Annotated in this window: 25 protein-coding genes and 4 pseudogenes; 19 read left to right on the top strand and 10 right to left on the bottom strand. The window is 59.3% G+C overall.

All coding sequences use genetic code 11. From position 1 onward, the window contains the following. Nucleotides 1-105 precede the first annotated feature (105 nt). From C8024_RS11595 to C8024_RS11575, 6 genes are all read left to right on the top strand, one after another. A complete protein-coding gene (locus C8024_RS11595; protein ID WP_173205303.1) occupies nt 106-1320 on the top strand; it encodes an acyl-CoA dehydrogenase family protein in 1215 nt (404 codons plus the stop codon). A 121-nt stretch (nt 1321-1441) separates the two neighbouring features. After that, complete coding sequence (locus C8024_RS21670; protein ID WP_254305834.1) at nt 1442-2035, top strand: acyl-CoA dehydrogenase family protein; 594 nt, start codon at nt 1442-1444, stop codon at nt 2033-2035. Next, the gene (locus C8024_RS21665) at nt 2032-2565 is read left to right on the top strand and encodes an acyl-CoA dehydrogenase family protein (RefSeq protein WP_367947297.1); all 534 of its coding nucleotides are present in this window, start codon (nt 2032-2034) and stop codon (nt 2563-2565) included. The genes C8024_RS21670 and C8024_RS21665 overlap by 4 nt, the downstream gene beginning before the upstream one ends. Before the next feature lie 164 nt (nt 2566-2729). Continuing rightward, entirely contained in the window at nt 2730-3488 is a 759-nt protein-coding gene (locus C8024_RS11585) for a crotonase/enoyl-CoA hydratase family protein (RefSeq protein WP_173205300.1), read from the top strand. A gap of 9 nt (nt 3489-3497) precedes the next feature. Further along, nucleotides 3498-4457, top strand: a complete 960-nt coding sequence (locus C8024_RS11580; protein ID WP_173205297.1) for an alpha/beta fold hydrolase — start codon at nt 3498-3500, stop codon at nt 4455-4457. Between the two features lie 150 nt (nt 4458-4607). Next, on the top strand, nt 4608-5033 hold the full coding sequence (locus tag C8024_RS11575; RefSeq protein WP_254305833.1) for an RcnB family protein: 426 nt from the start codon (nt 4608-4610) through the stop codon (nt 5031-5033). Nucleotides 5034-5191: 158 nt separating this feature from the next. On the opposite strand, the gene C8024_RS11570 is transcribed toward C8024_RS11575, so the two are convergent. The 8 genes and pseudogenes from C8024_RS11570 to C8024_RS11540 form a co-directional block, all read right to left on the bottom strand. Then, nucleotides 5192-5836 carry a PspA/IM30 family protein gene (locus C8024_RS11570; protein WP_173205295.1) on the bottom strand — a complete coding sequence of 215 codons (645 nt, stop codon included), beginning with the start codon at nt 5834-5836 and terminating at the stop codon, nt 5192-5194. A gap of 80 nt (nt 5837-5916) precedes the next feature. Further along, nucleotides 5917-6894 (bottom strand): nitronate monooxygenase family protein, encoded by a 978-nt coding sequence (locus C8024_RS11565; protein ID WP_100093517.1) that lies wholly within the window; start codon nt 6892-6894, stop codon nt 5917-5919. 70 nt (nt 6895-6964) lie between these two features. Next, nucleotides 6965-7858 (bottom strand): acyl-CoA dehydrogenase family protein, encoded by an 894-nt coding sequence (locus C8024_RS11560; protein WP_173205292.1) that lies wholly within the window; start codon nt 7856-7858, stop codon nt 6965-6967. A 132-nt stretch (nt 7859-7990) separates the two neighbouring features. Then, on the bottom strand, nt 7991-8986 hold the full coding sequence (locus C8024_RS11555; protein ID WP_217272163.1) for an acyl-CoA dehydrogenase family protein: 996 nt from the start codon (nt 8984-8986) through the stop codon (nt 7991-7993). Then, nucleotides 8959-9144, bottom strand: a complete 186-nt coding sequence (locus tag C8024_RS20275; RefSeq protein ID WP_217272162.1) for a hypothetical protein — start codon at nt 9142-9144, stop codon at nt 8959-8961. Before C8024_RS20275 ends, C8024_RS11555 begins: the two co-directional genes overlap by 28 nt. Nucleotides 9145-9252: 108 nt before the next feature. Then, entirely contained in the window at nt 9253-9621 is a 369-nt protein-coding gene (locus tag C8024_RS11550; protein WP_173205289.1) for an alkyl sulfatase C-terminal domain-containing protein, read from the bottom strand. Between the two features lie 99 nt (nt 9622-9720). Then, nucleotides 9721-10844, bottom strand: a pseudogene (locus C8024_RS11545) (alkyl/aryl-sulfatase); the annotation flags it as partial. A gap of 478 nt (nt 10845-11322) precedes the next feature. Beyond that, nucleotides 11323-12120, bottom strand: a complete 798-nt coding sequence (locus tag C8024_RS11540; RefSeq protein WP_173205283.1) for an enoyl-CoA hydratase-related protein — start codon at nt 12118-12120, stop codon at nt 11323-11325. Between the two features lie 103 nt (nt 12121-12223). On the opposite strand from C8024_RS11540, the gene gspH reads away from it, so the two are divergent. The 13 genes and pseudogenes from gspH to C8024_RS11480 all read left to right on the top strand — a co-directional run bounded on the left by gspH (nt 12224) and on the right by C8024_RS11480 (nt 23788). Further along, nucleotides 12224-12703, top strand: coding sequence for a type II secretion system minor pseudopilin GspH (gspH, locus tag C8024_RS11535; protein WP_173205280.1), 480 nt, complete (start codon nt 12224-12226; stop codon nt 12701-12703). Beyond that, nucleotides 12700-13104 carry a type II secretion system minor pseudopilin GspI gene (gene gspI / locus C8024_RS11530; RefSeq protein ID WP_173205276.1) on the top strand — a complete coding sequence of 135 codons (405 nt, stop codon included), beginning with the start codon at nt 12700-12702 and terminating at the stop codon, nt 13102-13104. The genes gspH and gspI overlap by 4 nt, the downstream gene beginning before the upstream one ends. 90 nt (nt 13105-13194) lie before the next feature. Beyond that, on the top strand, nt 13195-13503 hold the full coding sequence (locus tag C8024_RS21660) for a hypothetical protein (protein WP_254305832.1): 309 nt from the start codon (nt 13195-13197) through the stop codon (nt 13501-13503). Continuing rightward, nucleotides 13401-13943 (top strand): 6-phosphogluconolactonase, encoded by a 543-nt coding sequence (locus tag C8024_RS11525; RefSeq protein ID WP_367947296.1) that lies wholly within the window; start codon nt 13401-13403, stop codon nt 13941-13943. The genes C8024_RS21660 and C8024_RS11525 overlap by 103 nt, the downstream gene beginning before the upstream one ends. A 127-nt stretch (nt 13944-14070) precedes the next feature. Further along, on the top strand, nt 14071-15606 hold the full coding sequence (locus C8024_RS11520) for an acyl-CoA synthetase (protein ID WP_173205273.1): 1536 nt from the start codon (nt 14071-14073) through the stop codon (nt 15604-15606). A 12-nt stretch (nt 15607-15618) separates the two neighbouring features. Continuing rightward, nucleotides 15619-16917, top strand: coding sequence for a cytochrome P450 (locus C8024_RS11515; RefSeq protein ID WP_173205270.1), 1299 nt, complete (start codon nt 15619-15621; stop codon nt 16915-16917). Between the two features lie 74 nt (nt 16918-16991). Next, entirely contained in the window at nt 16992-18422 is a 1431-nt protein-coding gene (locus tag C8024_RS11510; RefSeq protein ID WP_173205267.1) for an aldehyde dehydrogenase family protein, read from the top strand. A 134-nt stretch (nt 18423-18556) separates the two neighbouring features. Next, a pseudogene (locus C8024_RS11505) lies at nt 18557-19728 on the top strand (acetyl-CoA C-acetyltransferase). Nucleotides 19729-19790: 62 nt separating this feature from the next. Beyond that, nucleotides 19791-20571, top strand: a pseudogene (locus C8024_RS11500) (SDR family NAD(P)-dependent oxidoreductase). Between the two features lie 62 nt (nt 20572-20633). After that, nucleotides 20634-21505 (top strand): annotated as a pseudogene (locus tag C8024_RS11495) (crotonase/enoyl-CoA hydratase family protein). A 34-nt stretch (nt 21506-21539) separates the two neighbouring features. Beyond that, on the top strand, nt 21540-22172 hold the full coding sequence (locus C8024_RS11490; protein ID WP_173205264.1) for a TetR family transcriptional regulator: 633 nt from the start codon (nt 21540-21542) through the stop codon (nt 22170-22172). Between the two features lie 24 nt (nt 22173-22196). Further along, the gene (locus tag C8024_RS11485) at nt 22197-23177 is read left to right on the top strand and encodes an MBL fold metallo-hydrolase (protein ID WP_173205261.1); all 981 of its coding nucleotides are present in this window, start codon (nt 22197-22199) and stop codon (nt 23175-23177) included. A 32-nt stretch (nt 23178-23209) separates the two neighbouring features. Beyond that, a complete protein-coding gene (locus C8024_RS11480) occupies nt 23210-23788 on the top strand; it encodes a hypothetical protein (protein WP_173205258.1) in 579 nt (192 codons plus the stop codon). On the opposite strand, the gene yghU is transcribed toward C8024_RS11480, so the two are convergent. Both yghU and C8024_RS11470 read right to left on the bottom strand, forming a co-directional pair. Continuing rightward, the gene (gene yghU / locus C8024_RS11475; RefSeq protein WP_173205255.1) at nt 23704-24594 is read right to left on the bottom strand and encodes a glutathione-dependent disulfide-bond oxidoreductase; all 891 of its coding nucleotides are present in this window, start codon (nt 24592-24594) and stop codon (nt 23704-23706) included. The two genes, C8024_RS11480 and yghU, sit on opposite strands and share 85 nt — an antisense overlap. Nucleotides 24595-24708: 114 nt before the next feature. Continuing rightward, the gene (locus C8024_RS11470; protein WP_367947299.1) at nt 24709-24945 is read right to left on the bottom strand and encodes a DUF1330 domain-containing protein; all 237 of its coding nucleotides are present in this window, start codon (nt 24943-24945) and stop codon (nt 24709-24711) included. Between the last annotated feature and the right edge of the window lie 79 nt (nt 24946-25024).

The following is a 25024-nucleotide window of genomic DNA, read 5'->3' as shown; positions in this document are numbered from 1 at the left end:
TTTTGCAATTTAATCGTTCAATTAACCCGCTATCGATTCAAGCAATATCGCAGGCAATGGGACCGTGCCACTGGCCCTATTGATAAGAAAACGGGAGCAAGACCTATGGCCGACAAACCGAGTGCAGCCGAACTGAAGGATTATGCCGAACAGGCGGACGCCTGGTTCAAGGAAAATACCGTCCGTGATCCCGGTTTCATGCTGCCGCTGACCTTCATGGAAGTGTCGACCGACCAGCAGTTCGATTTTCTCCGCGACTGGCAGCGCAAAGTCTATGAAGCGGGCTATCTCGGCGCCAGCTGGCCAAAGGAATATGGCGGTGGCGGACTGCACAGCGAATTTCAGCGGGTCGCCACAAGGGCGATGAAGAAATATGACGCGCCGATCATGCTCAACGCGATCGGCAACGGCTGGGCCGGGCCGCTGATCCTCGATCTTGGCAGCGAGGAGCAGAAGCAGAAATATATCAAGCCGATGCTCAGCGCCGAGGATATCTGGTGCCAGGGCTTTTCCGAACCGGAAAACGGATCGGATTTGGGTAACGCACAGTTGAAGGCCGTCAGGGATGGCGATGAATATGTGCTCAACGGCTCGAAAATCTGGACCTCGCTTGGAGACCGCGCGAAATATATGATCCTGCTGGCGCGCACCGATTTCGATGCGCCGAACAAATATGCCGGCCTCAGCTTCTTCCTCAACCCGATGAAGATCGACGGCATCACCACCAGCCGGATCAAGAAGCTGACCGGCGAATATGGCTTCGTCCAGACCTTCTTCACCGACGCCCGTATATCCGCAGACTGCCTGTTCGGCGGCGAGGGCAATGGCTGGTCGATGGCGATGAAGACGCTGGAATATGAGCGCGGCGCCAAGGTCAAGCCGGTGGGCGGTTTCTTCGTCAAGGAACTCGACGTGATGGAGATTGTCGAGCTGGCCAAAAATTCGGTCCGCAACGGCAAGCCCTTGCTCGACGATCCGGTGATGCGCGACAAGATGACGCAATATATGATCGATATTCAGGCGCTGAATCTGAACAACACGCGCCGGCGGATGCCGCAACTGATGCAGGACAAGCCGATGGGGCTGCCGCTGATGAACAAGCTGGCGCGCACCGAGCTGATCCGCGAACTGACCGAATTTTCGCTGGCCTTCCAGGGTAGCAAGGCGGGATATTATGTCGGCGACGAAAATGCGATCGACGACGGTTACTGGCATCGCAGCTATTTGAACAGTTTCTCGGCCACGATCGGCGGCGGGACATCGGAGATCCAGCGCAACATTGTCGCAGAGCATGCGCTGGGACTGCCGAAAACGCGATAAATCTGAAGCCGTGAACCGCCGTTCGTCCTGAGCTTGTCGAAGGACATTTTTCGACGGGAGAAGTGGTTCGACAGGCTCACCACGAACGGTCTTGAGGCCAATTTGGGAATTGAGGATATATATGGATAATCTAGGCACAATCGGGACAACCGAAGAGCAGATCGAACTGATGGACGTGGCGACCAATTTCTGTCGCGACAAAAGCCCGGTCGACAAGGTGCGGGCGCTGATCGAAGATGATCTGGGCTATGATCCCGGCATCTGGAAAGAAATCGGCGAGCTCGGCTGGCTGGCGATCGCGATTCCCGAAGCGCATGACGGGGTTGGCCTGTCGATGGCCGAAGTCGTTCCGATTGCCGAGCAAATGGGCCGCAATCTGATGAGCACGCCTTTCGGATCGACAACGCTGGCGGCACAGGCCTTGCTGGCCGGTGGCAGCGAAGCACAGCAGGCCGAGTGGCTCCCAAAAATCGCGGCGGGTGCAGCGGCAACGCTGGCCCTGCGCGAAGACAATGGCGACTGGGACCTGTCCAACATAGACGCGACCGGCGATGTGAGCGGCGACAATGTGAGCCTGTCCGGCAAGAAGCAGCTGGTGCTCTGGGCCGACAGCGCGGAACTGATCATCGCTTCGGTGAAGATCGACGGCGCGGTGCGCTTTGCCCTGATCGAACGATCAGCCTGCCGGAAGGATCGCTGCGCCGTGAAACGGTGATCGACGAAACCGCGCGCAGCTATGAAGTGAATCTGGATGGCGTGACTCTGTCGGCCAATGCATTGTTCGACGCATCACGGACCCGCGAGACGCTGGAGAAAATCGATCTGGCAGCGGGCCTGATCCATGCGGCTGAAATGACCGGCGGGGCGCAGTCGGTGATCGACTATACGCTGGAATATCTCAAGACCCGCAAGCAGTTCGGCAAGATTATCGGCAGCTATCAGGCGCTGAAACACCCGACGGTGAACAATTATGTCGAATATGAAAAAGCGCGGACGCATCTCTACAGCGCGGCGCACAGCTGGGGCGAACAGGGACGCGGCGAGGTTGCTGTCCGTATGGCGGCGGCGCAATCCCATTCGAGCTATTCCACCGCGGCAGACCGGGCGATCCAGTTTCACGGCGGCTTTGGCTTCACCCATGATTGCGACGCCCAGCTGCACCGGCGCAAAGCGATTTTGTCAGGTGCCCTGATCGGCGACGCCGCCTACCAGCGGTCGAAACTGGCTAACCTGTTGTTTGATTGAAAAACATCCGCGGTAACGGAAAAGAAGGAAGATAAATTATCACGCGAAGACGCGAAGCCACGAAGAAGGATATCTTTGCGCCTTCGCGTCTTCGCGTGAGAAATTTGAAATCTGATTGAATGCGGTTCCAGCGCTTGCTGGGTCCGCTATAAAGGAGAAATAAAATGTCTGAAGTACTCACCGATATCCAGGACGGTTTCATCATCGTCACGATCAACCGGCCCGACGCGAAAAACGCGATGACCAAGGCGGCAGCCGAAGGCATTCGCGCGGCGATGGAACAGCTCGACAATGATAACAGCCTCAACGCGGGCATAATCACCGGAGCTGGCGGGACATTCTGTTCCGGCATGGATCTCAAGGGCTTTTTGCGCGGTGAAACGCCGTCGGTCAAAGGCTATGGCTTTGGCGGTATCACCGAAAAGGGTCCGGAAAAGCCGCTGATCGCTGCGGTCGAGGGCTATGCGCTGGCTGGCGGTCTCGAACTGGCTCTGGCCTGCGACCTGTGCGTTGCCAACGTCAACGCGAAATTCGGCATCCCCGAAGTGAAGCGCAGCCTCGTGGCAGCGGCTGGCGGCGTGATCAAGTTGCAGCAGATTGTCGGCAAGCGCATCGCCATGGAATGGGCCCTAACCGGTGATTTCTTTACCGCACAGCGCGCCTATGAGGTCGGCTTCGTCAACCGCGTGACCGAGGGCGCCGCTCTCGAGGCCGCAATCGAGCTGGCGACGACCGTTGCGGCCAATGGTCCACTGGCGCTGAAAGCGACAAAGAAGATCATCAACGAAAGCTATGACTGGACCAGCGAGGAAGCCTGGAAGAAACAGGCCGAAATCACCACGCCGGTCTTCACCTCCAAGGATGCGCAGGAAGGCTCGCTCGCCTTCGCCCAGAAGCGCAAGCCTGACTGGAAGGGTGAATAAGCCCGGCATATGGCAAACACAGATATTGTAGACCAGTGGGCAGCGTCGCATGACCTGCCCGCATGGTTCGTTCGCGCAATGGACGTCCCGCGCGAGGAAGCCTTTGTCGAAGTCGATGGGCACAAGGTCCATTATTTCCGCTGGGGCACGCGCGGCAAGCCGCCGCTGCTGATGACCCACGGCTTTCTGGCGCACGCGCGCTGCTTTGCCTTTATCGCACCGTTTCTGGCGGAAGACTATGATATCGTCGCCTATGACCTTGCCGGGATGGGCGAGAGCGAGATGATCCCGGACTGTGACGGGATCAAGCGGGCCAAGCGGATGGTGGCCATTGCAGACGCGCTGGACCTGTTCGCCGGACCGGTGAAGCCCAAGATCATCGCCCACAGCTTCGGTTCGGGCGTGGCCCTGCAGGCAATGGAACTGGCCGGTGACCGCTTCGGTGGTCTGGTTATCTGTGACCTGATGGTGTTGCGGCCCGAACGGCTGATGGCGCATTTCAAGGGCGGCGGCGGGCCTCCCGGATCGGGCCGCTCGGATCGGCCCAACAAGCTCTACCCCGACTATGAGGCGGCATATGGACGTTTCGTTCTCTCGCCGCCACAAGCGGTGCAGCAGCCGTTTCTGTTTGACTATATGGCCTATCATTCGCTGCGCCGGGTCGAGGACGGCGAGACGCAAGGCTGGTCCTGGAAATTCGATCCGATGGTATTCCATCGCCATGACGCCGATCAGGCCAAATGGCTGCAGACAGGCCAGCGGATCGTCGATCTGCCGCACCGGGTGGCGATCGTCTATGGCGAGAATAGCAAATTGTTCGACGGTGACAGCGCCGCCTATCTGCGCGAGCTCGGTGGCGACCATATTCCGATGATCGCGGTACCGGAGGCCGAACATCATCTGATGCTCGACCAGCCGCTGGCGCTGGTGACGGCTTTGCGGTCGGTATTGGCGCTTTGGGGGGAATGAGGCCCCGCTAGCTGATCGCCAGATGAACCGCATCGGGTTTCTGCGACACTCTAGTACAAAATAGCGCGAATCTGACAAAGGCCTGCGACAGGTCTCGCCTATTTCTGTTTGTGACGCCGCAGTTGGCGCCAGATAGAAAAGGATTTGAATATGAAAAAGTTTCTGATGGCTATGGCAGTAACAACCATGGCGGTGTCTCCAATGGTTACCGCCCAGGCTCAGGCTGCTCCGCGCGACAATGTCCAGCGCTCGCATAAAACGACGAGTCAGAAAACGGTGACCAACAAGCAGGGCAAGCGCACCGTGACCAAGACGGTTACCACGCAGAAAGCCGCTCCCGTTCGCTACAGCAAGACCCGTTATAGCACGAACCAGAACCACCGGAACTGGTCCAAGGGCCAGCGGTTCGACCGGCGCTATGCGACCAATTATCGGGTGATCGATAATCCCCGTGCCTATCGGCTCTCCAATGCGCCGCGCGGTTACCAGTGGGTCCGGTCCGGCAATGATGCGGTGCTGATCGCCGTGACCAGCGGCATCATCGGAGCGGTTATCGGCAACGCGATTTCCCGTTAAACCGAACGATCAACCACTAAACAAAAGCCCCCGGAAGCGATTCCGGGGGCTTTTTTGTGCTTATAGGAGACCGGTGTAAATGAAGAGTCTCCGGTCTGGAAATGCCGGAAGCCGTTGGCCGGTCTATTTGCTTTTGCCGCCTTTGCCGCTTTTGGCTTTCATCGCTTTTTCATCGCCGCCAGCCGCTCTTCGACTTCGGAGTGTCGCTGCATTTTGCCGATTTCCGTAGCATGTTTTGAAGTGCCATTCACGCCGCCAGCCAGTTCCATGGTGCGGTCAAAGGTTGCTTCGGCACGTTCGACTTTCCGGTCAACGCTTCGGTCGGATTTGGATTTGCCGTCGCTGGCAGCATTATTCTCGCTCATCATCTTTTCAAACGCGGCGAGTTCATCTTCCATGACAGCTTTGCGGGCAGCAAGCTCTTCCAGCAAGCCGTCGAGACGGCTGGCATCTGTCTTTGCAGATGCTTCCTGACCCTTGAAATGCTTGACCTTGGCCTCAAATTCCATCTGCTGCATGATCGCGGCTTCGGCCAGATCCTCACGGCCTTTTTCCAGAGTGAACTGCACTTTGCCCAACCATTCTTCCGCCCGCTGGGCCGACAGTTTCTGCTGGCCAACGGCCTGGCTCTGGCGATCGAGGGCCTCCTCATGTTCGCCGCGAACCTTCTCTATCGCCCGGTCAACCTCCCGGATGGCTTCGCGCATCAGGCTGGTCCCGCTGGCGCGTTCGGCGTGATCGAGAGCGGACTCGATCCCCGCCGAAACAACCCGCTTTGCCCGCAAGTAAAATGGTTCTGCCATGTTCGGATGCTCCGGATATGATTAAAGTCCAATGGGTAACCGAAATTGGCTATTAGTCAATCCGGAGCAAATTGGAGCGATCAGCCCGCCAGAAAGCCCTTGAGCCGCTGGTTGATGATCTGGTCCGCTTCGGCCATGATCCGGTCGATCAGTTCCTGGCAGGTCGGGATGTCGTTGATCAGGCCGGCGACCATGCCGCAGCTCCAGGCACCGGCATCCATCGTGCCTTCCATCATGATTTTCGGATAGACGCCCGCAACCTGTTCGATAACATCGGAGAATTGCAGGTCGGCGCCCTTTTCCTTTTCGATCTCGAGCAGTTTTTCGACCGCCGGGTTGGTCAGCACCCGCTCGGTGTTGCGCAGTGGGCGCATGACAAGGCGGGTGTCGAGTTCGCTGGCCGCGACAATCGCATCCTTCACATTCTGGTGCACGGGTGCTTCCTTGGTGGCGATAAAGCGCGTGCCCATGTTCATGCCTTCTGCGCCCATGGCGAGCGAGGCGACAAGGCTGCGGCCATCGGCCTGACCACCGGAGGAGACAAAAGGAATATCCAGTTCGTCGGCCGCGCGGGGCAGCAGGATCATGTTCGGAATATCGTCTTCGCCGGGATGGCCGCCGCATTCGAAGCCGTCGACCGAGACCGCGTCACAACCGATGCTCTGCGCTTTCAGCGCGTGGCGGACGGCGGTGCATTTGTGGATCACCTTGATGCCGGCATCGTGCAGAGCGGGGAGCACCTGAACCGGATTGTTGCCGGCGGTTTCGACGACCTTGACGCCGCCTTCGATGATCGCCTTGACCATGCCTTCATAATCGGGCGCGTTGACGACCGGCAGGAAGGTCAGGTTCACGCCGAACGGCTTGTCGGTCATGTCGCGGCATTTGGCGATTTCGTCGGCCAGCGCGGCGGCAGATGGCTGGGTCAGCGCGGTGATGATGCCAAGGCCACCGGCGTTGGATACGGCTGCGGCGAGCTCGGCGAATCCGACATAATGCATGCCGCCCTGAATGATTGGATGTTCGATACCGAATAGCTCTGTGATACGTGTTTTCATGGGCTTGGCTCCTGTTTTTGGAAGAATTGGAAGCATCTCTGCCCCCTTCCGGAATCATTTAATCGCGCGATTAACTAGCAATCCATTGGCCGGTTGTCACGCCTTTCCAGATTTGGTCCGGTGACGTTACGGCAAGCGCTTCACCCAGCCGCTTTGACCAGTGAAATTCGTTGCCCAGCGCGTCGCGCCAGGCCCAAAAGCGGCGGGTATAATGGTGCAGATCATATTCCTGCGTATAGCCCATTGCGCCATGGACCTGATGGAAGGGTACGGTGACCGCCTCGACGCTGTGGCCAATCTGGACCTTGGCGATCACCGCCTCGTGCCAGGCCTGTTCCGGATCGTCGCTGTGCCGGGCAATGGCGCTGGCCGCCTGCGTAGCCGCCATGGTCGCGGCAGCGCATTCGGAGGCGGCGACCGCCAGTTGCTGCTGAATCGCCTGGAACTTCGACAGCGGCCGGCCAAATTGCTCGCGCTGGGTGACATAGTCGATCGACAGGTTCAGCGCGCTCTCCATTGCCGCGGCCATCTGTACCGCCCGGACGGTCAGAATCAGCGCTTCAAACGCCTGGCGCGACAGATCGGTTTTGGCCGATTGCTCGGCGACATGGCCGGAGAAGACGAATTGCGTCATGCCGTCGGGCGACAGCGATTCTTCCGGCGAGCGGACGGCAGCGCGATTATCGAACAGCGAAATTTCGTGATGCGCCTCGTCGAAGAGAACTATCTTGTCGGCGTGCATGCCGAAAGGAATGTCGGCGCTCGGCGTGTGGCCGCTGAGGGCGAAGCTGGCGCTGCCGTCTGCAGGTTCCAGTCCGGCCCGGTCGAGCATCCAGTTGGCGATCAAAGTCTCGGCGAAGGGCACCGGTGATGCCGCCTGCGCCGAAGCCCATATCGCGCCAAAGACTTCATCATGGTCCGCGCCAAAGCCGCCATTGGCTTCGCTGACCCAAGCGAGCGGCAAGCCATTTTCTGCGAGCGCATCCCATAGCGCCTGCGGATATTCACCGGCCTCGGCCTTATGCGGGACTCGCGGTCACACAGATCTGTGTATATTTCGTCGCGGTTTCAGCGACCATGCCTTCGGTGTTGATCATCAGCGTAGCCCCAATTGCCGCGCGGTGATCCCGCGCATGACCTCGGTGGTGCCGCCGCGCAATGTATTGGGCGGCGAGCGCAGCACGCCGATATTCATGATTCGGCGCATATCCGGGCTCCAGTCCTCGGACGGCAGGTCGTTGAGCATCGCGCGCACCTGTTGGGTCAGGTCATTTTCCAGCCGGTTGCCAAGATCCTTGACCAATGCTGCTTCGGTCTCGGGCGAGACGCCCTGCTTGAGCAGATTGGCAATGCCCCAGGACATGCCTTTCAGCGTGCGGAGACTGGCGATCAGCTTGCCGAGACGGGCATGGCTGTCCGAACCCATTTTCCCGCTGAGCTGATATAATGCGGTTTCCAGCGTGATATAGCTCGACAGGAACCGTTCCGGCCCGGAGCGTTCCATCGCCAGTTCGCCGGTCACCTGCGCCCAGCCGCCACCTTCTTCGCCGAGCAGGCAGTCGTCCGGCACGATGACATCCTCGAAATAGACTTCGTTGAAATGCGCATCGCCGGACAGGTCGACAATCGGCTTTATCGTGACGCCGGGCAGGCTGAGGTCGATCATGATCTGCGACAGGCCGACATGGCGGTTGCGGCCGTCGGCCGGCGAGGTGCGCAGCAAAGCGACCATATAATGCGAGATATGCGCGCCGGAGGACCAGATTTTCTGGCCGTTGATCCTCCAGCCGTCGGAAACCTTCTCGGCCTTGGTTTTGACATTGGCAAGATCAGAACCCGCGCCCGGTTCGCTCAGACCAATGGCGAAATAGCATTCCCCGGCGGCGATGCGCGGCAAGATGTCGAGCTTCTGTTCCTCGGTGCCGTGGGCGAGCAGCATCGGCGCGTGCTGCCGGTCGGCGATCCAGTGGGCGGCGACGGGCGCGCCCGATCGCAGGGTTTCCTCGGTGACAATATAGCGTTCCAGCGCGCTCTTGTCGTGCCCGCCATATTGGCTCGACCAGGTCAGGCCGATCCAGCCGCGCTTGCCCATTTTTTGGAGAATTCGGGATCGGCGGAGGCCATCCAGCATTCCGGTTCGGGACGGAAATTGCCGGCCTCGCGCTCTTCCTTGAGGAAGGCCTGCAATTCGCCGCGCAATTCTTCGAGCGCCGGATCGGGCTGGACGACGGGGAAATTAAATCTTTGCATGTCTTGGGCCTTTGTTGCTCTCGCCGTTCGCCCTGAGCCTGTCGAAGGGCGCCTGGCAAGGTGCTTCGACAGGCTCAGCACGAACGGATATGGTCTGTCCCCCGATGGTCACGGCGTCACAATATCAAATTGCGGGTCTACCGCGTCAAGCGCGCCGAACATAGATGCCATTAAGGCCGCATTGCCGCTGATGACCATTTCCTTGTTCTGGATCAGCTCCAGCGGATTGGCCTGACGCATCAGCAATTTCGTGAATAGCGCCCGGCTGATGGTGATCTGCGTATCCGATCCGTCCGCGGTGATGTCATAATCCTCGCCGCGCGGGAACATCACACTCTTGCCAAGATCGATACTGACCGCCTCTTTGCGGTCCGGGAACCAGAAGCGGATGATGCCGCCATCGCCCTGCATCTTGTCCGGATTGAAGCGGGTCGCCATGGCGTCGAACAGGTCGACCGCCGGGATGCCGCTCAGCACTTTCTCATTGGCCGTGCTGATCGAGTCCTTGACGTCATTGCCCTCGCGCAGCTCCTTCGCGCCGACCAGATAGATATTGCGCCAGGTCCCGGCCTCGGCCTGGAAGCCGAGCTGTTCGTAAGTCGACGCCAGCCAGTTCTTGGCACTTTGGTCGGTGGGATCGGCGAAGACCAGATGGTTGAAGACGGTCGCCGCCCAGCGATAGTCGCCTGCGGCAAAGGCCTTTTCACCGACCGCCAGCGCCTTGTCTGCGCCGCCCATCGCCGCCACATATTTTTCGAGGCTTCGACCGGCGGCAGCGCATGATAATGGGCCGGCACCGCGTCCCACCAGCCGAAATAGCGCTGGTAGACCGCCTTGCTGTTGTGGTTGAGCGTCCCGTAATAATCGCGCACACCAAAGTCGGTTGCAGCGAAATCCGGTTCGCCGATATTTTCGGCAATCTCGTGCATCGTGGCGCCCTGATTGGCCTGCCGCATGGTCTGGTCGTGGACATAGCGATAGATGCCGCGCTGGTTTTTCAGCGCCGCCTGCACATTGTCGCTGCCCCAGGTCGGCCAGTGGTGCGAGGCCAGCATCAGGTCGGATTTCGCGCCATAGCGGGCGAGCATATCGTCGATCACCTTGCTCCATTTCAGCGTATCGCGCACCAGCGCACCGCGCGGGGTCAGGACATTGTGGAAGGTACGGGTCACAACCTCGGCGGTGTGCAGCGCCTTGAACTGGGGCAGATAGAAGACCAGCTCGGCCGGTGCTTCGGTTTCGCCGGCGTCCATGAAGTCAAAGGCGATGCCGTCCACCGTCAGCGTCTCGCCATTCTTGCTGATCGACCGGGTTGGTGGCACCAGCGCGACATCGCCGCTCGACAGTTTCTGGCCGAGGCCGCCACCGACATGACCGGTCTTGCCGACGGGCAGGGCAGTTCCGAACTGGAATTGCACCCGCCGGTTCATCGCGGTGCCGGCGATCACGCTTTCGCCGATCGACTCGGCCAGCCAGCCGTGCGGGGCGATTATCTGTATCTTGCCGGACTGGATATCCTCGGCCGAAGCGACACCGGAGACGCCGCCAAAATGGTCGCCATGGCTATGGGTGAAAACAACCGCCACGACCGGCCGGTTGCCCAGCGTCTTGTTGGCCAGCGCCACGCCGGCCTTGGCCGGAGCGGGCGTGGTCAGCGGATCGATAACGATCCAGCCGGTCTTGCCGGCTATCAAGGTCATCTGCGCCAGATCATAGCCGCGAATCTGGTAGATGCCGGGCACGACCTCGAACAGGCCGTGGATGCTGTTGAGCTTGCCCTGCCGCCAGAGCGATGGATTGACCGTGTCGGGTGCTGGGCCGTCGATAAAGTCGAACTGGCGCGAATCCCAGGCGACGGAGCCGTCCGCGTTGAGAATCTGGTCCTCTTCGATCCGGGCGAGAAAGCCGCGATTGGCATTTTCGAAATCCGTCTGGTCGGCGATCGGGAGGCTTGCGGCCACTTCGGCATTGGCCGCTTTGGTTGCTTCTGTGGCAACGCCTTGCGGGGGAGCGGCCATTATTGGGGCAGCCGACAGCAGGACTGCGACCAGAATTGCGGATTTTTCATATTTTCTCTCCTTCATGTACCCCTGCGCAGGCAGGGGCCCATCTCCCGAAATTTCTTCTACGCACTTGTGGGAGATGGACTCCCGCCTTCGCGGGAGAACGCTCCACCAATCACGCGCCCTTGAACACAGGCTTTCGTTTCTCGAGTATCGCATCAATCGCTTCGCGATGGTCATCCAGCTGTTGCAAAACACCCTGAAACAGAGCCGCCTGGTCAAGATTTTCCTTCAGCGTCACGCTCTGCGCAGTCCGCACCAGTTCCTTGGTCTTGCGGATCGCCAGTGGCGGCAGGCCGACGACCATTTCGGCCAGTTCATAGGCGCGGGCGAGCAGCTTGTCGTTCGCCACGACTTCCGACACCAGACCATAGTCCAGCGCCTTGGCGGCATCGATAAATTCGCCGGTGAACAGCATCTGGTTGGCCCGCGCCTGGCCGATGATCCGCGGCAGCAGCCATGCGCCGCCGTCACCCGGAATGATCCCGACGCGCAGGAAGCTCTCGGCGAAAATCGCGTCTTCGCCGGCAATCCGGATATCGCACATCGTGGTCAGATCATTGCCCGCGCCGATCGCATGGCCGTTGACCGCCGCGATCACCGGCACCGAAATTTGCGAGAAGGCGAGCGGGATGCGCTGGATGCCGGTCTTGTACCAATTCTCTATTTCCAGCGGCGTCATATTCTGCTCGGCGGTCATCGCCTTGATCTCGTGGAGATTGCCGCCGGAGGAGAAGCTCTTGCCATTGGCCGCGAGCACGACGCAGCTGACACCCGCGTCTGCATCGGCCCGGTTGATCGCGTCGACCAGCGCCTCGCACAGGTCTTTGGACAGTGCGTTGCGCGTTTCCGGCTTGTTCAATGTGATTGTAACGATGCGGTCATTTTTCTCGTAGAGAGCGACGTCAGACATCAAGATTTCCTTTTCCCAGCGTTTCTTTTCTTATGCCGCCGTCATTGCAGGGGATAATGGATTCTGCAAGACTCGCTCCGGCCAACTCGCTAAATGAACGATAATGATCCGACAGAACAACCTGATGATACGGCAGAATGTTGCGGGTTTCACCCTGGTGGAGCTGATGGTCGTGCTGCTGATCATCGGGCTGATGGCATCAATCGTGGTCTTTTCCTTTCCCGGCGGCAGCAGCGCTCTGGAAGAAGATGCCCAGCGCTTCGCCGCGCGCACCGCGGCGCTGCGCGACAATGCGATATTGCAATCGCGGCCGATGGCGGTGCAGGTCACGCCCTCTGGCTACAGCTTTCTCGAGCGGCGCAAGGGCAGCTGGTCGGTGATCGAGGACAAGCCTTTCGTCTCGACCGACTGGTCCGGCGGCGTCAGCGCTGCCACCGGCGAGACCGGACCGATGATGATCAGTTTCGAAAGCACCGGCCTGCCGAGCGAGCAGGCCGAGCTGGTCTTGCAATATGATGACCAGAGCCGCCGCGTGCTGATCGCGCCGATGGGCGACGTGACGCTGGCCGGAGCGGCGCCATGAACCGGTCCGGCGAGCGCGGCTTTACCCTGATCGAAATGCTGGTCGCGCTGTCGGTGTTCAGTCTCGCTGCGCTGGCCCTGATCCGGCTGCAGGCTTTCACGACCCACAATGCCGCGGAGCTGGAACTGCGCGTGGTGGCGCAATCGGTGGTCCGAAACCGGGCGGTCGAAATCCTCACCGACCCGCGTCCGCCTTCGCTGGGCGAGCAGGGCGGATCGGTCGACAATGGCGGTTGGCAATGGCAATGGACGCAGGACGCGAAGCTGACCGAAGACCAGAATTTCATCCAGGTCGATATCAGCGCGCGAGAAGAACAAAGCGGCGCTCCCGCGTCGCTGACCATCTTGCGTCCGTCCGGGCTGGTGCTTGACGAACCGCCAGGCGCAGCACCCGCCGACTAGCAAAGCCTCGGGAAAATTCTCATGTTTGACCTTTGTTTCGACCGGAACAGGGGTTAGAAGCGCAAGAAAATTTGGATGACGGACAGAAACATGAGCAAACTCGAAGATGCATTAGAAGATTTCGACATGGACGACATTCCGGAAGAGGAAGAGTCGATGCTGGAATGGTGGGATTTTGACGATCGCGACGAAATGGTCGATGCGGTCGCCGGCGACATCCAGTTCATCATCGAGAGCGCTCTCGCGCGCGCGGTGATGCGCTGCTGGCGCTGCCCGCCAGCGATGAAGCCATGCCGGTGCTCGAGGCCCTGGCGGAAAAGCCGATCAAATGGAAATATGTCACGATCGTCCCGACCGATGATCTGCTGGTGCCGCTCGACGATCCGCGCAGCCATGTGAAAAAGCTGGCACAACTGTTTTTGACGCGCGGCGCCCGCGTCTTGCCGCTGGCGCCCGAGCATGAAGATTATCATATGGCGGGCGCGGCTGCCGACGCCCGGTTGCGCGACACGAAATGGCCGCCGGATCTGGTCCTGCTCGGCATGGGCCCCGACGGCAGCACCGCCGGCATCCGGGAAAGCGCGGATATGGAAGAAGCGCTTGACGGTCCGCCGGAGAAAATCGCCGTTGGCCTGCTGCCCGACGACGGGGATACGCCACTGGTTACAATTACCAAGGCGGCGATTTGCGAAGCGCGGACCGTGGTGGTCCTGCTCAAGGGCGCCGCTAGCCAGACCATGCTCGAGTCGGAAATCGAACAGGGTGCCACCAGCATGGCGCCAATCGGCCGGATATTTGCCGATCTGAGCGTGCCTGTGGATATCTATGTGGAGAATTAAGGGGTAATTGCCGCTTTCTATCGCAGTCCGGTGTGACTAGCGATTGATTTAACTGTGCGATTAAACCATGGTGCCGGGAAAGCGAATCGTCGAATCAGGCGATCGGTATCTTGGAGAACGCCAGACTATGCATCCTTCCGTCCACGCTCAGGAAAATCCTGACAAGCCAGCCGTGATCATGGCGACATCCGGGCAAGTCATCACTTATGGCGAGCTGGACAGGCTTTCGAACAAGGTCGCCCAGCTCTATCGCAGCCGCGGCCTGCAGATTGGCGATACGGTCGCCATCTGCATGGAAAACCATCCGCAATTTTTCCCCGTCACCTGGGGATCACAGCGGTCCGGCCTGTTTCAGGTCGCTATTTCCAGCCGTCTTACACCCGAAGAGGTCAGCTATATCCTGAAGGATTCCGGCGCCAAGCTGCTGGTCAGTTCGGAAAAGATGCTGCCGGTTGTCGATCAGCTGCGCGAGCTCAACCCCGATGTCGAGCAGCTGGTCTATGGCGCGGATGACGAACGCAATATGGAAGCGGCGCTCGAACCGATGCCCGATACGCCGATTGCCGACCAGCGTGCCGGTGTCGACATGCTTTATTCGTCCGGCACCACGGGACAGCCCAAGGGCGTCAAGCTGCCGCTGCCGGAAGACGAGGATATCGCCGGTCCCAATGCCATTGCCGCGCTGGCCCAGATGATCTTCGGCTTTCACAAGGATTGCGTCTATCTCTCGCCGGCGCCGCTTTATCATGCCGCGCCGCTGCGCTGGAATATCGCCGTCCAGGCGCTCGGCGGGACCAGCGTCATCATGGAGAAATTTGATCCCGAACACGCGCTGCAGCTGATCGAGAAATATAAATGCGATGTCGGCCAGTGGGTGCCGACGCATTTCGTCCGGATGCTGAAACTGCCGGAAGAAGTGCGCGCCAAATATGACGTGTCCTCGATCAAGAGCGCGGTCCACGCCGCGGCGCCCGTGCCGGTGCCGATCAAGGAAGCGATGATCGACTGGTGGGGGCCGGTGCTCAATGAATATTATGCCGGAACCGAAGGCAATGGCTTTGTCTTCTGCAACAGCGAAGGCTGGCTGGGCCACAAGGGATCGGTGGGACAGCCGATCAATTGCGTGATCCACATCTGCGACGAAAAAGGCGAGGAAGTGCCGGTCGGCGAAGAAGGCCAGATCTATTTCGAGAGCGGTTCCAAATTCGAATATCATAATGATCCGGAGAAAACCAAGGCGGCGACGCATGAAAAGGGCTGGACTTCGCTCGGCGATGTCGGGAAGCTGGACGAGGACGGCTTTCTCTATCTGACCGACCGCAAGAGCTTCATGATCATTTCCGGCGGGGTGAATATCTATCCGCAGGAAATCGAAAATCTGCTGGTCACCCATGACAAGGTGGCGGACGCCGCCGTTATCGGCGCGCCGGACGAGGATATGGGCGAGAAGGTGGTCGCGGTCGTGCAGCCGATGGATATGGCGGAAGCCGGAGAGGAACTGGCGCAGGAGCTGGAAACCTATCTCCGCCAGTCGCTCTCCGGAGTGAAAGTGCCACGGCGGATCGATTTCCGCCCGGAACTGCCGCGCCACGCCACGGGCAAGCTCTACAAGCGGCTGCTGCGCGACGAATATTGGGACAAGCAGAACGGCCAAACCAGCTAAAGGACCGAGATGATGGCAACCGAAGCATATCCAACCTTGTCAGCGGAAATGGGGACAAAGGTGATCGACCCGCAAAGCTATGCCGAATGGGATGGCCTGCTCGACACATTCGACTGGCTCCGCGGCAATATGCCGGTTGCACGGGTTGTAGCGGAGGATGACAGCTTCGATCCGTTCTGGCTGATCACTCGTTATGATGATGCCATGCATGTGTCCAAGGACAACAAGACTTTCCTCAACCGCCCCCGGTCGACCGTGTTCACGACGAAAGAGGCTATCGCCTTTTCGGAGCGCGTGACCGGTAGCAAGATGCTGGTGGATTCTCTGGTGACATTCGATGCGCCCATCCACCCCAAATATCGCCGGCTGACCCAGGAATGGTTCATGCCGAAGAATCTGAAAACCATGGAAGCGGAAATCGAGGCCCTGGCCAGAACCACCGTCGACCGGCTGGTGAATGCGGGTACCGAGGCCGATTTTGTCCCGCTGGTCTCCGCGCCTTATCCGCTGCACGTGGTGATGCAGATTCTGGGCGTGCCGGAAGAAGACGAGCAGCGCATGCTCTTTCTCACCCAGCAGATGTTCGGCGGACAGGACGAGGACCTGTCGGGTACCGGCATGAAAGACATGACACCGGAACAGATCACCCAGGTGGTCGCGGGCGCGGTAGCCGAATTTGAACGCTATTTTGCGGCCCTGGCAGCCGACCGGCGGGCAAATCCGACCGATGATGTGGCGAGCGTCATCGCCAATGCCACGGTCGACGGCGAGCCGCTGAATGACCGCGATATGGCCGGCTATTATATCATCGTCGCCAGCGCCGGCCACGACACGACATCGGCTTCCACGGCCGGTGCGATGATGGCGCTGGCACAGGACCCGGAACAGTTCGCGCGGGTCAAGGCGGACCGGAGCCTGCTGCCCGGCATCGTCGAGGAAGCGATCCGCTGGACCAGCCCGGTGCAGCATTTCATGCGCACCGCGGCCGAAGATACCGAGGTTGGTGGCCAGAAGATCGCCAAGGACGACTGGCTGATGATCAACTATGTTGCGGCCAATCATGATCCGGCCCAATTTGATGATCCGCGCAAGTTCGACGCGGCGCGCTCGCCCAACCGGCATCTCGCTTTCGGTGCGGGATCGCATCAGTGCCTCGGACTGCATATGGCGCGGATGGAGATGAAGATATTGTTCAACGAGCTGCTCGACCGGATCGAGACGCTCGAGCTGGCGGGCGAACCGGTGCGCGCCAAATCGACCTTTGTCGGCGGGCTCAAGACCCTGCCGATCCGTTACACTCTATCAAAATGAAGGACGCACGCGCCCTTGTAATACAGTATAGACGACTCAATTAGAATGCATGGCACAGCCCAAAGGAGAGCAAGATGGTTACCCAATACAAGAATTTGATCAACGGCGAGATGGTCGGCACGGCGGAAATGCTGGACGTCGTCAATCCGGCCAATGAAGAAGTGATCGGGCAGGTTCCCGCTTGCGGCGAAGCCGAGCTCAACCAGGCGGTGGCCGCCGCCCGTGCCGCGTTCAAGAGCTGGTCGAAAACCCCGATCGATGATCGCCGCAAGGTGGTCCAGGCGATTGCCGGGGTGATCAATGAAAATAATGACGAGCTGTTCCGTCTGCTGACCGCCGAGCAGGGCAAACCCCACGCGCAGGCGCAGGGCGAGATCATGGGCGCTGCCTATATGGCCGGTTCGCAGGCCACGCTGGAACTGGAAGACGAGATCAACGAGGATAGCGACGAACGGTTGAGCCGTACCCGCCGCGTGCCCGTCGGCGTCGTCGGCGGTATCGTGCCGTGGAATTTCCCGGTGATGATGGCGGTGCAGAAAATTGCCCCCGCTTTGCTGTCCGGTTGCACGATCGTGCTCAAACCGTCCCCGTTCACGCCATTGACCACCTTGCGTCTGGCTGAACTGATCAAGGATGTTGCACCGGCTGGCGTTGTCAATATTATCACCGGCGAGGACAGCCTCGGACCGTTGATCACATCGCATCCCGATATCGACAAGATCACCTTCACCGGCTCCACCGCTACGGGCAAGAAGATCATGGAAGGCGCGTCCAAGGATCTCAAGCGGATCACGCTCGAACTGGGCGGCAACGACGCTTCGATCGTCCTGCCCGACGCCAATGTCGAGAAGGTCGCGGAGCAATTGTTCTGGTCGAGTTTCACCAATGCCGGACAGATCTGCGTCGCTGCGAAGCGCATCTATATCCACGAGGATATTTATGACGAGCTGAGCGCCGCAATTGCCGCCTTTGCCAAAAATGTGAAAGTCGGTGACGGCTCGCAACAGGGCACGGCGGTCGGCCCGATCCAGAACAAGAAGCAATATGAGCGGGTGCTGGAGCTGATCCAGGACGCCAAGGATAATGACTATAAATTCCTGGTCGGCGGCGATACGCCCGACGACAGCATCCCGGGCTATTATGTGCCGATCACGATCCTCGACAACCCGCCGGAAGACGCCCGGATTGTGGCCGAGGAACAATTCGGTCCGGTCATGCCGCTGATGAAGTTCAGCACCACCGACGAAGCCATCGCCCGCGCCAATGACAGCGAATATGGTCTGGCCGGTGCGGTCTGGACGGCCAATCCCGACGAAGGCGTTCGCGTTGCCGAACAGCTGGAAACCGGCACGGTATGGGTCAATGAATTTCTGCACCTGTCACCTTTCGCGCCTTTTGGCGGACATAAACAGTCCGGCTTCGGCGCCGAATATGGCAAGGAAGGCCTGCTCGAATTCACCTATCCGCAGGTGATCACGGTCAAGAAAGACAATGTGCCGGCCTAAGCGCTGTTGATGCGTCTGGAACAAAGCCGGTTATCACTATTGTGATGACCGGCTTTTTCATTTGACGCTAGCGGCTGTGCGGTTTAACCGGTCAGTTAAATTTTCGACTCTCAACCAATCAAAGGAATAAGACTATGGCAGAAGCCTATATTGTTGACGCGGTTCGTACCGCTGGTGGCCGTCGCGGTGGCCGTTTGGCCGGTGTGCATCCGGTGGATCTGGGCGCTGCCACGCTGAACGCGATTGCCGACCGCAATGATTTCGACCCGAGCGCTATCGAAGATGTGATCACCGGCTGCGTCATGCAGGGCGGCGAGCAGAGCGGCGACGTCGGTCGCAATGCGGTTCTCGCGTCCAACCTGCCGGACAGCATTCCTTCGGTTTCGATCGACCGCCAGTGCGGTTCCTCGCAACAGTCGATCCAGTTCGCGGCGCAGGGCGTCATGTCCGGCACCCAGGACATGGTTCTGGCGCACGGCATCGAAAGCATGACCCGCGTGCCAATGGGCTCGACCTTCAAATTGTTCAAGGACGCCGGTCTGGGCACCAATATGTCGGAAGGGCTGCAGGCAGCTATCCCGGCATCCAGTTCAGCCAGTTCATGGGCGCGGAAATGCTGGTCAAGAAGCACGGCTTCACCCGTGATGATCTCGACCAGTTCGCGCTGGAAAGCCACCAGAAGGCGATCAAGGCCGTCGAATCCGGTGCATTTGACAATGAAATCGTCGCGGTCGAAATCGAAACCGCCGAAGGCAAGGAACAGCATAAGGTGGATGAAGGCATCCGCTTTGACGCAACCAAGGAAAGCATCGGCGCTGTTAAGCTGCTGCAGGAAGGCGGCGCAATCACCGCTGCCAACGCCAGCCAGATCTGCGACGGTTCTAGCGCGGTTCTGGTCTGCTCGGAACAGGCGCTGAAAGACCATGGCCTGACCCCGCGCGCCCGGATCGTCAATCTGACCGTGACCGCCGGTGACCCGGTGATCATGCTCGAAGAACCTCTGTTCGCCACCGACCGCGCATTGCAGCGGGCCGGTATGAACATCGGTGATATCGACCTTTATGAAGTGAACGAAGCCTTCGCGCCGGTTCCACTCGCATGGCTGAAACATGTCGGCGCGGATCGTGACAAGATCAATGTCAACGGCGGCGCGATCGCTCTGGGCCATCCGCTCGGCGCTTCGGGCACCAAATTGATGGCGACCCTGCTCAACGCGATGGAATCGCGCGGCAGCAAATATGGCTTGCAGACGATGTGCGAAGGCGGCGGTCAGGCGAACGTCACGATCATCGAACGCCTCGGTTAATGGAAATTATCGTCATCCTGAACCTGGTTCGGGATGACGAACGATAGAAGAAAGACAAGAATATGGAACTCAACAGCAATATCTCAGCGGTCATCACCGGTGGTGCATCGGGCCTTGGCGCCGCGACCGCCCGTCGTCTGGCTGCAAAAGGCGTGAAAGTCGCCCTGTTCGACCTCAACGAGGAAAAAGGCGAAGCGCTGGCATCCGAACTGGGCGGCGTTTTCTGCAAGGTCAATGTCACCGAAGACGACAGCGTTGACGCGGGCTTGAAAAAGCACGCGCGGCCAATGGTCAGGAACGTATCCTCGTGAACTGCGCCGGTATCGGCAACGCAATCAAGACCGTCAGCCGTTCCAAGGAAGACGGATCGATCAAGCATTTCCCGCTCGATGCCTTCAACTTCGTCATCCAGGTCAATCTGGTCGGCACCTTCCGCTGCATCGCCAAATCGGCGGCTGGCATGCTGACGCTCGACCCGCTCGCCGACGGCGATCGCGGCGCGATGGTCAACACCGCTTCGGTAGCGGCTGAAGATGGCCAGATCGGTCAGGCAGCCTATTCCGCTTCCAAGGGCGGCGTTGTCGGCATGACCCTGCCGATCGCGCGTGACCTGTCCCGCGAAGGCATTCGTCTTAACACCATCCTGCCCGGTATCTTTGATACGCCGCTGCTCGCCGGTGCACCGCAAAATGTCCGCGACGCGCTGGGCGCAATGGTGCCGCATCCGCCGCGGCTCGGCCAGCCGGACGAATATGCCGCTCTCGCCATGTGCATGATCGAGACGCAATATTTCAACGGCGAAGATGTCCGCCTCGATGGCGCATCCGGATGGCACCGCGCTAGACAAGAAAAATCAGGGGGCCGCGAGAAACTCGCGGCCCTTTTTGTATCTGATGGAGAAGTTCATGACCGACTATACGCAGATCCTCTATGACGTCGCCGACAATATCGCGACGATCACGATCAACCGGCCGGAAAAGATGAACGCCTTCACCGGGACGATGATCAGGGAAATGACCGACGCCTTCGACCGGATCGATGCCGATGATGATGTGCGGGCAGTGGTCGTGACCGGAGCGGGCGAGCGCGCCTTTTGCGCCGGTGCCGATCTGACTCCGGAAGACGGTAAGAAACCTTTCGCCAGCGAAGAGCCGGTGGAGGATTATTCCGATCCCCGCGTCCGCGATGGTGGCGGTCTGTTGATCCTGCGGATTTATCAATGCCTCAAGCCCGTGATCGGCGCGATCAACGGTGTCGCCGTGGGTGTCGGCGCGACGATGTTGCTACCGATGGACATGCGGCTAGCCAGCGAGACGGCCCGCTTCGGTTTTGTCTTTGCTAGACGCGGCATTGCCCCCGATGGTGCGGCCAGCTGGTTCCTGCCAAATCTCGTCGGTCGGGCGCAGGCGCTCGAATGGTGCCTGACCGGACGGGTCTTCGATGCCGAGGAGGCGCTGAAGGGCGGTCTGGTCCGTTCGCTGCATAAACCGGAAGACCTTCTCCCCGCCGCTTATGCCCTCGCGCGCGAGATTGTCGACAATACGCGCCGGTATCGATCGCCGTCACGCGGCAGATGCTGTGGCAATTGCCCGCCGCGGACCATCCGATGGAAGCGCACAAGGTCGACAGCCGGATCATCTATAATCGGGCAAAATCCGCCGATGCCAAAGAGGGTATTGCGAGCTTTCTGGAGAAGCGCAGTCCCAACTATCCGGATAAAGTGTCCAGCGACTTGCCAGACAGCTTTCCATGGTGGGAAGAACCTGCTTATAAGTGACAAAAATGTGACGAAGTGCGTATAGGGGAAGAATATGACCGTCGATAAAATGGTGGCCAAGGATGGTGAAGCCGGGGCGCGGGACAAGCTGATCGAGACCGCCAGCCAGATCATGCGCAAGGGCGACACGATCGATATATCGTTCAGCGAGCTGTCGGTCCTGTCGGGTCTCAACAGCGCGCTCGTCAAATATTATTTCGGCAACAAGGATGGCCTGCTCGAAGCCATTCTCGAGCGCGACATGGACAATATTCTCGATCAGGTCGGTCTGCTGATCAAGAAGGACATGCCGCCCGAGGACAAGCTGCGCCACCATATCGGTGCGGTGATCGATACCTATCACGAATTTCCCTATCTTAACCGCCTGACCATGCGGCTGATCCGGGACCTGCCGCCCGAAGGCGCGCGCAAGATTGCGGACAAATATCTGAAACCTTTGTCGGAAGCCTATAATATTTTTGTCGGCGCCGGCATCAAGTCGGGCGTGTTCCGCGAAATGAACCCGGATCTTTTCTATTCCGCGGTGACCGGCGCGGCCGACCGTTTCTTCACCGGCAAGCTGGTCTGGAAATATTGCTACGGCCGCGACGATTTCGACGAGCGGATGCGCGATTCCTATCGCGAGCAGACCGTTGACCTGATCATGGCGGGCATTCTCAAACAATAATCGACGCAAACGGGAGACGATCGCGTGACCAAGGCTGTAGGACTATTCGGACTGGCTTTATCATTGGCGATCGCTTCGCCGGCCCTCGCTCATGGCAGCAAGGCGGCAGACACCCCGTCCCACGGCCCGGTGATGAGCGCGGATCAGATCTATTCGGCCTTCGGCTGGGATTTTGACAAGGCCGAGATCAAAACCCAGAAAGTGGCCGACGGCCTCTATGTCCTGTTCGGACTGGGCGGCAATATCGCGGTGTCGGTCGGCAAGGACGGCACATTGATCGTCGATGACCAGTTCCCGCAGCTGATGCCGAAAATCAAGGCGGCGCTGAAGGAAATCGGCAGCGAAGACGTCGATTTCGTGGTCAACACCCACTGGCATTTTGACCATGCCGACGGGAATCTGGCGCTCGGCAAGGAAGGCAGCTGGATTGTCAGCCAGTCGAACAGCAGAGCGATGATGCTGGACGACCAGATCGTCAATTTCGGGCCCTTTGCCGGCGAGCAGAAAGCCTATCCTGCGCACGCCCTGTCCGACATCACCTTTGACCGGACCATGCAGTTTCATATCAACGGCCAGAAGATCGACCTGCTGCATGTCGGCCCGGCGCACACCAATGGTGATACGGCGGTCCTTTTCCGCGGGACGAACGCCGTCCATCTCGGCGATGTTTTCAACAATAGCGGCTATCCCTTCATCGACGCCGACAATGGCGGCGACCTCGCCGGGATGATCGCTTTCTGTCAGGCCGTCCACGACACGATCGACGATGATACCATCGTGATTCCGGGGCACGGGCCGGTCACCGACCGCGCCAAGCTGGCCCGCTATATCGAGGTGCTGACCATCATCCAGGGCCGCGTGCAGGCGCTGATCGACGATGGCAAAAGCCTGACGGAAATCATGGCCGCAAAACCGACGGCGGATTTCGATGAGGAATTTCAGGCCAACGAGATGATGCTGCCAAGCTTTCTGAGCCGTGTTTACGCCAGCCTGACGCGGGAATGATAAGCGCTGCGACTTCCGCAGTCGCTTTTGCGATGGCCTTGACAGTAACTGCGCCAATGAATGCTCAACCCGATCTCGTTGGCAATTATCTCTGCACGATCGTGGAAAAAGCTTCCATCGCGACAACGCATTTGGAAGGCGCTCCGCCTCCCAAGGCTTTTATCGATGATCAATTGCCGACGCGCTTCGGGTTACGAATTACCAGCGACGACGAGAATCCAGCCACCTACAAAATGGCCGAAATTCGTTATCAGGGGCCCGATCGAGATCCAATTGAGTGGCATACCGAAAATAGCGTTCTGCATGGCGTTTATGTTGGAGACGGCGTCACATTCAAAGCATCAGACAGCGAAGCATTTGTGACCTTCCATGCGACTGTGCATTCAAACGAGGATGGTGATTTTTCTTTCCATCATGCTGGCTTCGAATGGGCGGGCGGCGAAGATGGCCATTTGTCCATCCGCTGGGGGCGTTGCAAAAACTTCAATAAGTTTTCAGCATTTGGCCGCTCGCTATCAAGGGATGGCTATTCCGCCGCTTCGCCTGCCGGTTCCAGCTTGTCTTGTGTGCGCAATTCGAAATCGCTGGCGTCGTGCCGTTCGCGTAGCTGACTTTCGAGATCACCCCAGGCGCGGTTGACCATCTTGCCGCGCTGCACGGCGGGGCGCTTGCCGATCATGTCGGTCCAGCGGTTCATATGCTTGTAGGAAGCGGTGTCGAGAAATTCGGCGGCTTCGTAGACCACATTCTTGACCAGCGCGCCATACCAGGGCCAGATCGCGATATCGGCGATGCTGTACTCGTCGCCGGCCATATATTCATTGTCGGCCAGATGGCGGTCGAGCACGTCGAGCTGGCGTTTCACCTCCATCGCAAAGCGGTCGATGCAATATTCGATCTTCACCGGCGCATAGGCATAGAAATGGCCAAAGCCGCCGCCGAGATAGGGGGCGCTGCCCATTTGCCAGAACAGCCAGTTGAGCGCTTCGGTGCGCTTGTTGTGATCGCTGGGGAGGAATGCACCAAATTTTTCGGCGAGATAGAGGAGCATCGAGCCGGATTCGAAAAGCCGCGTCGGCTTGTCGGTGCTGTGGTCCATCAATGCCGGGATCTTGCTGTTCGGGTTGATGTCGACAAAGCCGCTGCCGAACTGGTCGCCTTCGCCGATATTGATGAAATAAGCGTCATATTCCGCGCCCTTGTGGCCGAGCGCCAGCAGCTCCTCGAGCATCACCGTGACCTTCACGCCATTGGGCGTCGCCATCGAATAGAGTTGCAGCGGATGCTTGCCGACCGGCAGTTCTACCTCTTTGGTCGGGCCGGCAATCGGGCGGTTGATATTGGCGAAGCGGCCGCCATTGGCCTTGTCCCATTTCCAGACTTTCGGGGGCGTGTAATCGGGCAGATTGTCGGTCATGGGATCATTCCTTTTGGATTGGCCTGTGTTGCTCTGGACAAGCGGTAGCATTTGCCATCGCCCCGATCACGCAAGTTTTTCTGCGTCCGCTCCAAGCGGACTTTTGGTCGCAGCCTAGTCCTTCGGCGGGATGCTGTGCACCATGGTCAGAAACTGCAGCGTCGTGCCGGCGCGGCGATGTTCGGACAAAGTCTGATAATCGGGATCATTATACCAGGCCGTGGCCGCCGCCTCGTTGGGGAAGCGGAACATCACCACCCGGCCTTCGGGCGGAGCCGCGCCTTCGAAGGTGACGCTGCCGTCATCATAGGTGACGAACTCCCCGCCATGTTTTTCAGGATCGGGAAAAATCCCTTTTCATATTCGCGATATTTCGCCGCGTCCTGCACGGTGAAATTGGCGACGACATGGACGGGTTGTTCGGTCATCA

The organism is Sphingopyxis sp. BSNA05 (assembly GCF_013265645.1).
Classification (GTDB): Bacteria; Pseudomonadota; Alphaproteobacteria; order Sphingomonadales; family Sphingomonadaceae; genus Parasphingorhabdus.
The sequence above is the reverse complement of the archived record's forward strand: the minus strand, read 5'-3'. Positions and strand labels throughout refer to the sequence as shown.

What these genes read in the sequence shown, in the direction of transcription:
- C8024_RS11595 (WP_173205303.1), top strand. Translation starts at nt 106, where the DNA reads ATGGCCGACAAACCGAGTGCAGCCGAACTGAAGGATTATGCCGAACAG.
- C8024_RS21670 (WP_254305834.1), top strand. Translation starts at nt 1,442, where the DNA reads ATGGATAATCTAGGCACAATCGGGACAACCGAAGAGCAGATCGAACTG.
- C8024_RS11585 (WP_173205300.1), top strand. Translation starts at nt 2,730, where the DNA reads ATGTCTGAAGTACTCACCGATATCCAGGACGGTTTCATCATCGTCACG.
- C8024_RS11580 (WP_173205297.1), top strand. Translation starts at nt 3,498, where the DNA reads ATGGCAAACACAGATATTGTAGACCAGTGGGCAGCGTCGCATGACCTG.
- C8024_RS11575 (WP_254305833.1), top strand. Translation starts at nt 4,608, where the DNA reads ATGAAAAAGTTTCTGATGGCTATGGCAGTAACAACCATGGCGGTGTCT.
- C8024_RS11570 (WP_173205295.1), bottom strand. Translation starts at nt 5,836, where the DNA reads ATGGCAGAACCATTTTACTTGCGGGCAAAGCGGGTTGTTTCGGCGGGG.
- C8024_RS11565 (WP_100093517.1), bottom strand. Translation starts at nt 6,894, where the DNA reads ATGAAAACACGTATCACAGAGCTATTCGGTATCGAACATCCAATCATT.
- C8024_RS11555 (WP_217272163.1), bottom strand. Translation starts at nt 8,986, where the DNA reads ATGGGCAAGCGCGGCTGGATCGGCCTGACCTGGTCGAGCCAATATGGC.
- C8024_RS20275 (WP_217272162.1), bottom strand. Translation starts at nt 9,144, where the DNA reads ATGCAAAGATTTAATTTCCCCGTCGTCCAGCCCGATCCGGCGCTCGAA.
- C8024_RS11540 (WP_173205283.1), bottom strand. Translation starts at nt 12,120, where the DNA reads ATGTCTGACGTCGCTCTCTACGAGAAAAATGACCGCATCGTTACAATC.
- gspH (WP_173205280.1), top strand. Translation starts at nt 12,224, where the DNA reads ATGATCCGACAGAACAACCTGATGATACGGCAGAATGTTGCGGGTTTC.
- gspI (WP_173205276.1), top strand. Translation starts at nt 12,700, where the DNA reads ATGAACCGGTCCGGCGAGCGCGGCTTTACCCTGATCGAAATGCTGGTC.
- C8024_RS21660 (WP_254305832.1), top strand. Translation starts at nt 13,195, where the DNA reads ATGAGCAAACTCGAAGATGCATTAGAAGATTTCGACATGGACGACATT.
- C8024_RS11520 (WP_173205273.1), top strand. Translation starts at nt 14,071, where the DNA reads ATGCATCCTTCCGTCCACGCTCAGGAAAATCCTGACAAGCCAGCCGTG.
- C8024_RS11515 (WP_173205270.1), top strand. Translation starts at nt 15,619, where the DNA reads ATGGCAACCGAAGCATATCCAACCTTGTCAGCGGAAATGGGGACAAAG.
- C8024_RS11510 (WP_173205267.1), top strand. Translation starts at nt 16,992, where the DNA reads ATGGTTACCCAATACAAGAATTTGATCAACGGCGAGATGGTCGGCACG.
- C8024_RS11490 (WP_173205264.1), top strand. Translation starts at nt 21,540, where the DNA reads ATGACCGTCGATAAAATGGTGGCCAAGGATGGTGAAGCCGGGGCGCGG.
- C8024_RS11480 (WP_173205258.1), top strand. Translation starts at nt 23,210, where the DNA reads ATGGCCTTGACAGTAACTGCGCCAATGAATGCTCAACCCGATCTCGTT.
- yghU (WP_173205255.1), bottom strand. Translation starts at nt 24,594, where the DNA reads ATGACCGACAATCTGCCCGATTACACGCCCCCGAAAGTCTGGAAATGG.